Source organism: Microbacterium aquilitoris (assembly GCF_031932285.1).
Taxonomy (GTDB): Bacteria; Actinomycetota; Actinomycetes; order Actinomycetales; family Microbacteriaceae; genus Microbacterium; species Microbacterium aquilitoris.
The window spans coordinates 794179-806231 of sequence record NZ_JAUZVT010000002.1 but is presented as its reverse complement, the minus strand read 5'-3'; the positions used below and the strand labels follow the sequence as shown (position 1 = coordinate 806231).

The window sequence follows — 12053 nt, the reverse complement described above, 5'->3', positions numbered from 1 at the left end:
TCGGTCGAGGGTTTCGTCATGTGGTGACCCCAGCGGGATTCGAACCCGCGTTACCGCCGTGAGAGGGCGGCGTACTAGGCCGCTATACGATGGGGCCGCACTTTTCCGTTCCCTCCCTGCGGAGGCAACCGTTCAATTATGCACGACGTTCACAGTCGCGCAAAATCGGCGCGCCCTTGCCAACCTCGCGGCGTCGTGGGTTGACTGGACGCATGCGCGTTACGAAGCACGAACATGCCTGCCTCCGTCTCGACAGCGAGGGCAAGACCCTCCTGATCGACCCCGGTTCCTTCACCCTCCCCCTCGACGACCTCGGCACCCTGGTCGGCGTCGTCCTCACGCACGAGCACCCCGATCACTGGACACCCGCGCAGCTCGACGCGATCCGTTCGCAGGCGCCGGCAGTGCCGGTGTTCGGCCCGGCCGGCGTCGCGGCTGCGGCATCCGACTACGACGTCACCACGGTCGGCGTCGGGGACGAGGTCGAGGTCGGCCCGTTCCGGATGCGGTTCTTCGGCGGGACGCACTCCGTGATCCACGAGTCGATCCCCGTCATCGACAACCTGGGTGTGCTCGTCAACGACGAGTTCTACTACCCCGGTGACTCCTACGCCGTCCCCGAGGGCGTCGATGTCGGCCTCCTCGCCGCACCCGTCGGGGCGCCCTGGCTGAAGATCGGCGAGGCGATCGACTACGTCCTCGCGGTGAAGCCTCGTCGTGCGTTCGGAACTCACGACATGACGCTGTCGCGCGCGGGTCTCGCGATGCACCGCGACCGCCTCAAGTGGGCGACCGAGCAGAACGGCGGCGAGTTCCTGGAGCTCGAGCCGGGCGAGTCCGCCGACACCTGAGCACCTCGACAGAATGACGGATGCCGCGGGGCTTTCGCTCCGCGGCATCCGTCATTTGTGAGGGTCGAGACTCACTCGGCGTCGTGGTCCGTCTCGATGAAGGCGACGAGCTTGTCGAGCGCCTCGTCGGCGCCCTCGCCCTCGGCCTTGAGCGTGACGACGGTGCCCTGCGTGGCACCCAGACCCATGAGGGTGAGGATGCTGCCGGCGTTCTGGTCAGGACCGCCGGGGACGGCGATCGTGACGGGCACACCCGTCTCCTTGACCGCCTGCACGAAGAGCTTGGCGGGGCGGGCGTGCAGTCCGGAGCTGCTCGCGACGGTTGCGGTCCGTTCGGCCATGGTGATTCTTCCTCCTTGAGTCGGTATGACGAGACTATGCCGTGACGGCCACAGCGGGCGCATCGACCTCGAGGGGGCGACGGCGCGCGTAGCGCTTGAGCAGGACCACGGCGACCGCGCTGACAACGGTGCCGACGGCGATCGACAGCAGCCACAGCCAGAAGTTGTCGATGGCGAAGAAGACGAAAACGCCGCCGTGCGGGGCACGCGATGTGACGCCGAAGAACATCGACAGCGCGCCCGTCACGGCGCCGCCCAGCATCGCCGAGGGGATGACGCGGAACACGTCGGCCGCGGCGAACGGGATGGCACCCTCCGAGATGAACGCGGCACCGAGTAGCCACGCCGCCTTGCCGTTCTCACGCTCCGGGGCGGTGAAGAGCCCGCGTCCGAGGACGGTCGAGGCGAGCGCCATCGCGAGGGGCGGGACCATTCCGGCTGCCATGACGGCGGCCATGATCTGGAGGTAGCGCTCGTCGCCGGCGATGCCCTGCGCGAGGTTCGCCGTGGCGAAGCCGTAGGCGACCTTGTTGAGCGGCCCACCGAGGTCGAAGCACATCATGAGCCCGAGGATGACGCCGAGCAGGATGACGCCGGCGCCGGAGAGTCCGGACAGCCAGTCGTTGAGGAGCTTCGTCAGCGCCGCGATCGGACCGCCGAAGACGAACAGCAGCAGCCCCGACGCGAAGATCGAGCCGAGCAAGGGGATGATGACGACCGGCATGAGGCCACGCAGCCAGCGAGGGACCGACAGGCGGTTGAGCCACCACGCGGCGAGACCGGCGAGCAGACCGCCGACGATGGCGCCGATGAAGCCCGCACCCATGAAGGTGGCCGCGGCACCGGCGACGAAACCGGGGGCGATACCCGGCCGGTCCGCCAGGCCGTACGCGATGTAACCGGCCAGGGCGGGGACCAGGAACGCGAACGACAGCTGACCGATCTGGAATGCGGCGGCGCCGAGGTAGTAGACGAGACCCTCGGGCGGCAGGTTCCAGAGGGTGAAGTTCTGGAGCGTGAAGATCGCGTTGTTGACGGTGTGACCGTCCGCGGTGTTCGCGATCTCGTACCCGGCGAGGGCGAATCCGAGGGCGATCAGCAGACCGCCACCGGCGACGAACGGGATCATGTAGCTCACACCGGTGAGCAGCGCCCTGCGGATGGCGCCGCCGAGCGAGGTCGGCGCGGCTTCGCTGGCGGTCGCGGCACCCGACGCGGCGGGAACGCGGGGAGCGTTCGGGTTCTTCGCGGCGGCGACGGCTTCGCGGAGCATCTGAGCAGGCTGCTCGATGCCGCGCTTCACACCGGAACGGACCACGGGCTTGCCGGCGAACCGCGCCTGCTCGCGGACGTCGACGTCGACGGCGAAGATGACGGCGTCGGCCTCGTCGATGATCCGCTGGTCGATGGCCTTGTAGCCGCTCGAGCCCTGCGGCTCGACGGTCAGGTCGACGCCTTCCTTCTGACCGGTCGCCGTGAGTGCGTCCGCCGCCATGAAGGTGTGGGCGATACCCGTGGCGCAGGCCGTGACGGCGACGATTCGCGCCGGGCGCCCGTCGATCATCAGTCCGTCGTCGGTGGCCGACGCGGACGGGCCAGCGGCGCGAGCCTCGGCGCGCGAAGCGGGTGCCGGTGCATCGGCGGCTGCGGCGGCCGGAGCGTCCGAGATCGCGTCGCGGACGATCGCAACGACCTCGTCGGCGGTCGTCGCGGCGCGAAGACCGGCGGTGAAGTCGTCGCGCATGAGGCTGCGCGCGAGCTTCGAGAGCACGGCGAGGTGCTCCTCGGCCGCGGTGTCGGGAGCCGCGATGAGGAAGACGAGGTCCGCCCCGCCGTCCTCAGCGCCGAAGTCGACACCCGGGTTCAGCCTCGCGAAGGCGAGCGATGCCTGGGTGACGGCGGCGCTCTTCGCGTGCGGGATCGCGATGCCGCCGGGCAGGCCGGTCTCGTCCTTCTCCTCGCGGGCCCAGGCGTCGGCGGCGAGTCGAGCCGCATCCGTGGCCCTTCCCTGCGCGGCGACGCGCTGCGCAAGCGCGTCGATGACGGCGCGCTTGTCGGCGCCGAGCGGCTCGTCGATACTGACGAGTTCCGCGGTGATGATCTCAGTCACGGTGACCTCCAGTGGTCGGGTTGTCCTGCTGCAGGAGTCGTCGGACCGGCACCTCGCCGGTCGACAGGTCGTTCGGGGTCGGGGGTTGCGTGCCGGGCAGGGCCGCGGCGGCGGATCCGTAGCGGATGCCGGAGCGCAGCCGCTCCTCGGGCGCGGCGCCGGCCGTCTCGGCCAGCAGGTAGCCGGCGAGGGAGCTGTCGCCTGCGCCCACCGTGCTGCGGACGCGGGTCGGCGGCGGCGTACCGTGCCAGGACCCGCCGTCGGTGACGAGGACGGCACCGTCACCACCGAGGGTGACGAGTGCGGCGCCTACCCGCGCGGGCACGAGGTCGGCGGCGATCGCGGCGACGGCGTCGGCGAGGGCGACCGTGGTGTCGAGGTCTCGCCCCGCGAGCTCGACGAGTTCCTCGTCGTTCGGCTTGACGAGGTCGGGGTGTCCCGAGGCGACGGCGGCCGCGAGCGCCGGTCCCGAGGTGTCGACGGCGATGCGAGGAGCCGCGGCGCCCCACGCCGAACGGACGGCCTCGATGACGGTGACGTAGTAGTCGTCCGGCAGTCCCGGGGCGAGCGAGCCCGCGAGGACGAGCCAGGAGGCGCCCTGCGTGGCGGCGACGACCGCGGCGGTGAGGGCCGCGGCATCCGCTTCGGTGAACGCCGCACCCGGCAGGTTGAGCTTCGTCGTCGTACCGGCCTCGTCGGCGATCGTGACGTTGGCGCGGGTGGCGCCGTCATGCGGAACGATCCTGGCGGGGATGCCGGTGGCTGCCAACGCGACGGCGAAGGGGTCGGCTGCGTCGAGCGGTAGGACCGCGAGAGTGGGGCGGGATGCCGCGGCCACGACGCGTGCGACGTTGATGCCCTTGCCGCCCGCATCCTCCCGTGCGCCGAGCGCCGCCTGCACCTCGCCGACGCGCAGCGGCTCGCCGAGGGCGATGGTGCGATCGAGCGAGGGGTTCGTGGTCAGGGTGACGATCATGCGAGCTGGACCTCCACATCGGCCTCGCGCAGGGCGCCCGCGAGATCTCCCGTGGGCGCGGTGTCGGTCAGGAGGACGTCGACGTCCGAGAGCGACGCGAACGACACGAGCAGCTCGGCGTCGAACTTGTCCCCGTCGGCGACGACCACGACGCGACGCGCGGAAGCGACGATCGCGCGCTTCACGGCCGCCTCGTCGGGGTCGGGGGTGCTGAGGCCGAACCCTGCCGCGACGCCGTTCGTCCCGATGAAGGCGATGTCCGGCCGCAAGCGTCCGATCGCCTCGACCGTCTGGGCCCCGACGGCCGCGGCGGTGAGTCCGCGGACCCGTCCGCCGATGGCGGTCAGTCCGATCCCCTGCGCACCGGCCAGGATGTGGGCGACGGACATGGAGTGGGTGACGACTTCGAGGTCGCCCGCGGGGTGGGGCCCGGTCGCGAGAAGCTGAGCAATGGCGCCCGTCGTGGTGCCGGCATCCAGGTACAGAGCACCGTCGAGCTCCTCGCCGAGCAGGTCCACGGCGGCGCGGGCGATGGTCTGCTTGGAGCCGCTCCGCTGCGCCGCGCGCTCCGCGACGGAGGCCTCGGCAGTGCTGGCCCGGGTGCGGTGGACCGCTCCGCCGTGGACGCGTCGGACCACCCCGGACCGCTCGAGGGCTGCCAGATCACGGCGGACCGTCTCGGTCGTGACCCCGAAGCGATCGGCGAGGTCGACCACGGCGACACGACCGTCAGTGGCGATCAGCTGCTCGATCTGCTGCTGGCGCTCCGTTGCGTACATGTGGTCCTCCTCGAACAAGACCACACGTTACAACAGAAACCAACACGAAACAAGAATGGGATACAGCACGACGTGGAGGAAGGCTCAGGCCTCGCTCATGGCGAGGACCTCGCGCTGACCACGGGCAGCGAGCGCGGCGGCACGAGCGGCGATGCGGCGCTCCTGCTCGGCCTGGCCGGCGTCGATGGTCTCCTGGTCGAGCGGGACGCTCTCGACCTTGTTCACACCGTTGTACTTCTCCATGTAGGCGTCGAGCTCGGGGCCGGACTCCCACGACGTGATGAGGCAGTACCGAGGCGCGTCGCCCGGGTGGTAGGCGGCGTGCCAGAGACGCTGCGTGTCGATGACGAGCTGCGCCCCGGCGGGAAGGGCGATGCGGGTCTCGCCGTTCGGGTCGGTGCGGTTGTCGCGAAGGACGAAGAAGCTGTCCTTGTCATCGGTGAGGTTGAAGAAGCTGCGGACGACCCAGCCGGTGCCGTCGGGGTTCAGCCGGTTGTTGTCGTCCTGGTGCAGGTTGTACAGCGCGTCGGCGTACGTGTTCGGCTGCAGCTCGATGATGCGGCAGCGTCCGACGTTCGAGCCGGGCTCGAGGGCGCGCTCGGTGAGTGTGGGCGCCTTCTCGGTCTGCGACGGGATCCAGACGCCGTCCTTGTCGGTGCGCGGCGGCTGGTGGTTCCAGAAGCCGTTGCACTCGATCTCACCCTTGGCGGACGCGAGCGGCGCGAACCGGGTGTCGCCGGAGGACTTCCAGTCGACGTACTCGATGTCGAGCCATTCCTTGGGATCGATTTCCTTGCCGTACATGTCGAGGACGACGTATCCGGTCTCCTCGAGCAGAGCACTCTTGATGTAACCCATGCGGATCAACCTTTCTGTCGGACGAGCGAAGTTTTTACAGGCCCGACTTAGGTCAGCCTACCTAGCGGCTCTGAGACCGTCAGTAGACTCGACCGGGGAAATTCGAGGAGCGATTCGAGGAACATGAGCAGCGCCACGAACGTCGATGCGACCGCCGTCAACACGATCGAGTGGCTCTCCGCCTCGGACACCACGATCGTCGTGCCGGTGTACCAGCGGCAGTACCGATGGGACATCGGAGGGTGCGAGCAGCTCCTCGGCGACATCCGCGCCGTCGCCGCCAGCGAGGACGGTCAGACGCACTTCATCGGGTCGATCCTGTCGACGGCGAGCACCACGGTCGATGACGACGCTCATCTCGTCCTCATCGACGGACAGCAGCGGGTGACGACACTGATGCTGCTCATCGCCGCTCTTCATCACACGCTCCGCACCGATGATCCGGCACTCGCGAAGGAGCTCGAAGCCGTCCTCGTGCGCCGCGACGATCCCCTCCGGACGAAGCTCCGTCCGCACCGGGCATGGGCGGACGTCTTCGAGAGCGTGGTCCTCGACCGCCGCTCCCCCGCCCACACCGACCGTGCGTCACGGTTCGACGACAACTACGCGTTCTTCCGCAGCCAGATCCGTCCCGACGAAGCGGCGGGCATCTGGCGCGGTCTGCGCAAACTCGAGCACGTGTCGATCACCCTGGGCGTAGGCGCCAACGCCCAGCAGATCTTCGAGAGCCTCAACTCGACGGGTGAGCCCCTCCGCGACCACGAACTCATCCACAACTACGTCCTCATGGGACTCTCGCACGCCGAGCAGAGCGAGATCGAGAACGAGTACTGGCTCCCCCTCGAAGCGAACACCGGCGAGCAGATCGGCGCGTTCTGGAGGGACTACCTCGTCATGCTGACCGGCCGCGAGGTCCTCGTCGAAGGCGAGCGCGGTGTCTACGACGCGTTCCGGCACGAGTTCCCCCGCCTCGACCGCGCCGCCCTCCTCGAGAACGCGACGCAGTGGCGGGAACTGTCGGAGATCTATCGGCTCCTGCTCGAACCCGCCACGGCGACGGATGCCGCCATCGCCCGCCACTTCGGGGCGGTCAACGTCCTCGGTCGCGGCATGTACCCCATCGCGATGCGTCTGTACCGCGACCACCTGCGGGGTGAGCTGTCGGCATCCGATCTTTCCCTGGCTCTCACCCACGTCGAGTCGCTCCTGCTGCGCCGGACCGTCGTCGGCCTGCCGATCGACCGTCTCGTCGCCCGGTTCTGCCGGGCCGCGGACGAGGGCATGGAGTCCCTCGTCCTCGCGATCGCGCGCATCACGCCGTCCGATGAGCGCACGCGGGTCGGCCTCCGCTACGGCGAGCTGCCGCACGCGGCCTTCGTCCTCGAGCGACTCGCGGGGATCGACGCCGATGCGGGCCTCGTCCTCGATCACGTGCTGCCCGCGGCTCCCTCAGACGACTGGAGCGGCGACGGGGTCGGCCGATGGGCGGATCTCACCGACGACGAGCAGAACGCGCACCGGGCGCTCGTGAACACCCTCGGGAACCTCACGCTCCTCGAGGAGGACCTCGCGGACCGCGTGTTCGACGCGTCGTTCCCCGCGAAGCGCACGGCGTACGCGACGAGCTCGCTCCCGCTGACCCGTGAGGTCGCGGATTCCGCGGCGTGGTCGACGGCGCAGATCGCCGCGCGCACCGAGCAGTTGACCGCCCGTTTCATGGATGCCTGGCGCCGCCCCGCCGTCGTGGGCATCGACGACGACAACCTCACGCCGATCCTCGACGCCAAGAAGCGCCGCGGGTGGCCCCGTGGGTGGCAGCGGGAGTTCGACTACGTCGAGTACCGCGGCGAGCACTGGGACGTCCGGGACGTCCGCTACCTGTTCAACCGCGTCTTCGCCCGACTGTGGGCGGACTCGCGTCAGAGCGTCGTGGATTACAGCGCCCGCCAGGGCGGCCCGGTGTATCCCGAGATGGCGTGGAACGGCCAGTGGGACGAGCTGGGCGAGGGTCAGTACCTTTACCTCGGGTGGGATTCCAAGTACATGCTCTCCGCGGTCCAGGGCGTGCTCGAAGAGGCCGGCTGGGCGTCGGAGGTCTTCGTGAAGTACTCCTACATCGGCGACGCGATGCGCTGAGACTCAATCGCCGTCGGCGCCGCCATCCGCCTCGGGTGCGGGATCGACCGGGATCTCGATCCAGGTCGCCGTCACGGGTGCCTGCGACAGCAGGTCGGGCGTCCACCCGCCGAGCGCCGGGCCCTCACCGAGACGGTCGACCGGGTTCATCGGCTCCAGAGGTTCGGAGGGAAGACCGCCCCATTCCGACGGTTCTTCGGGTCGCTGCGTGAAGAGTCCCATGGGACCATTGTGCGCCTGCACGGCGAGCCGCGACAGCTCTCGCAGGAAAAGCAAAACCCCCGCCGGAGCGGGGGTTTTTCATCTTGCTGGGGTACCTGGACTCGAACCAAGAACAACGGAACCAGAAACCGCCGTGTTGCCAATTACACCATACCCCACTGGATCCGGCCGGAACCGTTCCGAGGGTCAAGCTTAGCCCACGGCGCGGTCCCGGCCAAACCGAGGCATCAGCCGCGTGTCGCCCTCAGCTTCTCGAGGCGGGCGATCGACACGTCCTTGCCCAGGAGCTCCATCGACTCGAACAGCGGCGGCGAGACACGCCGGCCGCTGAGCGCGACGCGGGCAGGGCCGTACGCGACACGAGGCTTGAGCCCCAGTCCGTCGATGAGCGAGCCCGCGAGCGCCGCTTGGATGGCCTCCGCGTGGAACGCGTCGGCGGGCACACCCTCGAGAGCCTGGATGGATGCGGCGAGGACCTCCGCCGCGTTGGCGGGAAGCCCCTTGAGAGCGTCCTCGTCGTACGTCTCGACGTCGCGGAACAGGAAGCCGAGAAGGCCCGGTGCCTCACCGAGCATCTGCATGCGCTCCTGGACGAGCGGTGCGGCCTTGGCGAGCATCTCGCGCTGCGCGTCGGTGGGAGGCGTGCTGACGACGCCGGCGCCGACAAGGTAGGGCACCAGACGTGACGCGAAGTCGTCGGGCTCCAGCATCCGGATGTGGTCGCCGTTGATGGACTCGGCCTTCTTCTGGTCGAAACGGGCCGGGTTGGGGTTGACGTTCACGATGTCGAACGCCTCGATCAGCTCCTGACGCGTGAACACGTCGCGGTCGGAGGCGATGGACCAACCGAGGAGCGACAGGTAGTTGAGCAGACCCTCGTGGATGAAGCCCTTCTCGCGCTGCAGGAAGAGGTCGGCCTTCGGGTCGCGCTTGGAGAGCTTCTTGGTGCCCTCCTCCCCCAGCACCAGCGGCATGTGCGCGAAGCGCGGCACGAAGTCCGTCACGCCGGCGTCGATCAGTGCGCCGTACAGGGCGAGCTGGCGCGCCGTCGAGGGCATCAGGTCTTCGCCGCGGAGAACATGGGTGATTCCCATGAGCGCGTCGTCGACGGGGTTGGTAAACGTGTAGAGCGGGATGCCGCCGGCGCGGACCACCACGAAGTCGGGGAACGACCCGGCGGGGAAAGTGACCTCGCCGCGGATGAGGTCGACGTAGGTCACGTCCTCCTCGGGCACGCGCAGGCGCCAGGCGGGCTCGCGTCCCTCGGCGCGGAAGGCGGCCTTCTGCTCGTCGGTGAGCGTGCGGTCGTAGTTGTCGTACCCGAGCTGCTTCGCGCGGCCCGCCGCGGTGTTCCGCGCGTCGATCTCCTCGGCCGTCGAGTAAGACTCGTAGACGGCGCCCGAGGCGATGAGCTTGTCGAGGACCTCGCGGTAGATGTCGTGGCGCTGCGACTGGCGGTACGGCTCGTGCGGTCCACCCTTCTCCACGCCCTCGTCCCAGTCGATCTCGAGCCAGGTGAGCGCGTCGACGAGCTGACGGTAGCTCTCCTCGCTGTCGCGTGCCGCGTCGGTGTCCTCGACGCGGAAGATCATCTTGCCTCCGGTGTGCCGCGCGTACGCCCAGTTGAACAGGGCGGTGCGGACCATCCCGACGTGCGGGAGGCCGGTCGGCGAGGGGCAGAAGCGGACGCGGACGTCCGAGCCGGAAGCGGTCGTGGTGAGGGGGTGCGGTGCAGTCGACATCACCGTCCAGTCTACGGCCGCGCCTTCGACCGGCCCGCTCGGTCAGCGACGCGCGTAGGGAGAGAGCACGGTGATCGCGATGACGACCGCGAGAGCAACGAGCGCGAGCCCGCCGTACCCGATGAGACTGAGGATGCCGCCGGCCAGCACGGACCCGATGGCCGCCGACAGCGTCATCGCCGTGTCGCTGCGCCCCTGCCGGCGAGGCCGGAGCTCGGTAGGCGTGGCCTCGGTCAGCAGCGCCGCGCCGCCCACCGTCGCCGCGCTCCACCCGAGTCCCAGGAGAAGGAGAGCGATGAGCACCGCGGTGGGCGAGTTCGGAGCGATCGCCGCGGTGACGAGCGACGCGGCGAGGATCGCCTGTCCGAGGAGGATCGTCTGCAGCCGACCCCAGCGATCCGCGAGGATGCCGAAGACCGGCGACAGGCCGTACATCCCGAACACGTGCAGGGCGATGGTGACGCCGACGATCGTGGTCACGTTCCGAGGGTCGAGGTGCGACAGGTGGACGGGGGTCATGGCCATGACCGACGCCATCGTCACGTGCGAGCCGGCCACGGCGAACACCGCGTAGCGGGCCACGATCGGTCGGTCCACTTCCACGACGCGGGTCGCACCGGCATCCCTCGTGCGAGCGAGCTGCTGCGCGACCTTCAGGGGGTCGGGCCGGAGGGCGACGAGGTAGAGGATGAGGGCGAGCGTCTGCGCGACGATCGAGAACGCGTACGAGCCGGTGAGGGGCGGCATCCCGAGCCACTGACCGACCGCCTCGCCGGGCGTCAGCATGAGCGGGCCGACGACCCCGCCCACGGTCGTCGCCCACACCACGGTGCCGAGGTCGCGTCCGCGACGCCCCTGCCCCGAGAGGTCGGTCGCCGCGAACCGGGACTGCAGGTTGCCCGCATTGCCGGCACCGATGAGGATGACGCCGACGAGGAGCAACGGGAAGAGGCGGAGCGCCGCCGCGGTGATGACGACCGCGATCCCGACGAGGGCCAGCAGGTTCCCGAGGGTCAGCGCACGCCGTCGCCCCTGCGCCGAGGCGAGTCGTGCGAGCGGGATCGCGCACAGGGCGGCACCGAGGGTGACGGATGCCGTCGCGAACCCCGACAGCGACTCCTCACCCGACAGGTCTGCCGCCAGCAGCGCCCCCAGTGAGACCGTCGAGCCGAAGGCGACGCCGCCGAGGACCTGCCCCGCGGCGAGGACGCCGACCGTCCGCCGCTGGATGCGGGCGACGTCGGTCGTCGAGAGGGTGGGGTCTGTCCCGTCAGGCATTCCGCGCCGTGTTGCGCAGGATGCCGAGACCTGTGATCTCGACCTCGAGCACGTCACCGGCGTGGAACTCGCCGATCCCCGCCGGCGTGCCGGTGAGGATCACATCGCCCGGGAGGAGCGTGAAGGCCGCCGACGCGTAGGCGATGATGTCCGGCACGGAGTGCACCATGTCGGAGATCGGACCGTCCTGACGGACCTCGCCGTTCACCCGGGAGACGATGCGCGCGCCGCCGTCGAGGTCGAACTCGGTCTCGATGATCGGACCCAGCGGGCAGAAGGTGTCGAAGCCCTTGGCACGCGACCATTGACCGTCGGAGCGCTGCAGGTCGCGCGCCGTGATGTCGTTGCCGATCGTGTAGCCGAAGACGTAGTCGAGGGCCTTCTCCGCGGGGACGTTCTTGGCGACGCGGCCGATGACCACCGCGAGCTCGCCCTCGTAATCGGTGCGCTCGGACTGCGGCGGGCGGACGACGGCGTCATCGGGACCGATGACCGACGTGTTCGGCTTCAGGAACAGCAGGGGCTCGCCGGGGGCCTCACCGCCCATCTCGGCGGCGTGGTCCCGGTAGTTCTTGCCGACGCAGACCACTTTGGAGCGTGGGATGGACGGGGCGAGGAGGGTGATCTCGGCGAGAGGGATCCGATCCCCCGTCGTCTCGAACCCGGCGAACATCGGGTCACCGGCGAGCTCGACGACCTCCTTCTCGTCGATGATCCCGTAGCGGATGGCCTCGTTGCGGCGGTAACGGACGATGCGCAC

At 69.5% G+C, this 12053-nt stretch carries 11 protein-coding genes and 2 tRNA genes; 2 read left to right on the top strand and 11 right to left on the bottom strand.

Going from position 1 to position 12053, the window contains the following annotated elements; all coding sequences use genetic code 11:
* Positions 1-21: 21 nt before the first annotated feature.
* Positions 22-97, bottom strand: a tRNA-Glu gene (locus Q9S78_RS10685).
* 115 nt (positions 98-212) lie between these two features.
* Here Q9S78_RS10685 and Q9S78_RS10680 point away from each other — a divergent pair.
* Positions 213-851, top strand: a complete 639-nt coding sequence (locus Q9S78_RS10680; protein WP_311870200.1) for an MBL fold metallo-hydrolase — start codon at positions 213-215, stop codon at positions 849-851.
* A 71-nt stretch (positions 852-922) separates the two neighbouring features.
* Here the strand turns inward: Q9S78_RS10680 and Q9S78_RS10675 are convergent, their stop codons facing one another.
* The 5 genes from Q9S78_RS10675 to Q9S78_RS10655 all read right to left on the bottom strand — a co-directional run bounded on the left by Q9S78_RS10675 (position 923) and on the right by Q9S78_RS10655 (position 5915).
* Positions 923-1192, bottom strand: coding sequence for an HPr family phosphocarrier protein (locus Q9S78_RS10675; RefSeq protein WP_018188079.1), 270 nt, complete (start codon positions 1190-1192; stop codon positions 923-925).
* Between the two features lie 34 nt (positions 1193-1226).
* A complete protein-coding gene (locus tag Q9S78_RS10670; RefSeq protein ID WP_311870199.1) occupies positions 1227-3302 on the bottom strand; it encodes a PTS fructose transporter subunit IIABC in 2076 nt (691 codons plus the stop codon).
* On the bottom strand, positions 3295-4278 hold the full coding sequence (locus tag Q9S78_RS10665) for a 1-phosphofructokinase family hexose kinase (protein WP_311870198.1): 984 nt from the start codon (positions 4276-4278) through the stop codon (positions 3295-3297). The genes Q9S78_RS10670 and Q9S78_RS10665 overlap by 8 nt, the downstream gene beginning before the upstream one ends.
* Positions 4275-5057 carry a DeoR/GlpR family DNA-binding transcription regulator gene (locus Q9S78_RS10660; RefSeq protein WP_311870197.1) on the bottom strand — a complete coding sequence of 261 codons (783 nt, stop codon included), beginning with the start codon at positions 5055-5057 and terminating at the stop codon, positions 4275-4277. Before Q9S78_RS10660 ends, Q9S78_RS10665 begins: the two co-directional genes overlap by 4 nt.
* A gap of 84 nt (positions 5058-5141) precedes the next feature.
* Positions 5142-5915 carry a hypothetical protein gene (locus Q9S78_RS10655; RefSeq protein WP_018188083.1) on the bottom strand — a complete coding sequence of 258 codons (774 nt, stop codon included), beginning with the start codon at positions 5913-5915 and terminating at the stop codon, positions 5142-5144.
* Between the two features lie 123 nt (positions 5916-6038).
* Between Q9S78_RS10655 and Q9S78_RS10650 the strand changes: the two genes are divergently transcribed.
* Entirely contained in the window at positions 6039-8051 is a 2013-nt protein-coding gene (locus tag Q9S78_RS10650; protein WP_311870196.1) for a DUF262 domain-containing protein, read from the top strand.
* Between the two features lie 3 nt (positions 8052-8054).
* Here Q9S78_RS10650 and Q9S78_RS10645 read toward each other — a convergent pair whose 3' ends face one another.
* The 5 genes from Q9S78_RS10645 to Q9S78_RS10625 form a co-directional block, all read right to left on the bottom strand.
* The gene (locus Q9S78_RS10645; RefSeq protein WP_311870195.1) at positions 8055-8273 is read right to left on the bottom strand and encodes a hypothetical protein; all 219 of its coding nucleotides are present in this window, start codon (positions 8271-8273) and stop codon (positions 8055-8057) included.
* A gap of 86 nt (positions 8274-8359) precedes the next feature.
* Positions 8360-8431, bottom strand: a tRNA-Gln gene (locus Q9S78_RS10640).
* A gap of 69 nt (positions 8432-8500) precedes the next feature.
* Positions 8501-10015 carry a glutamate--tRNA ligase gene (gltX, locus tag Q9S78_RS10635; RefSeq protein WP_311870194.1) on the bottom strand — a complete coding sequence of 505 codons (1515 nt, stop codon included), beginning with the start codon at positions 10013-10015 and terminating at the stop codon, positions 8501-8503.
* Positions 10016-10057: 42 nt separating this feature from the next.
* Entirely contained in the window at positions 10058-11293 is a 1236-nt protein-coding gene (locus tag Q9S78_RS10630; protein ID WP_311870193.1) for an MFS transporter, read from the bottom strand.
* The gene (locus tag Q9S78_RS10625; RefSeq protein ID WP_116229008.1) at positions 11286-12053 is read right to left on the bottom strand and encodes a fumarylacetoacetate hydrolase family protein; all 768 of its coding nucleotides are present in this window, start codon (positions 12051-12053) and stop codon (positions 11286-11288) included. The genes Q9S78_RS10630 and Q9S78_RS10625 overlap by 8 nt, the downstream gene beginning before the upstream one ends.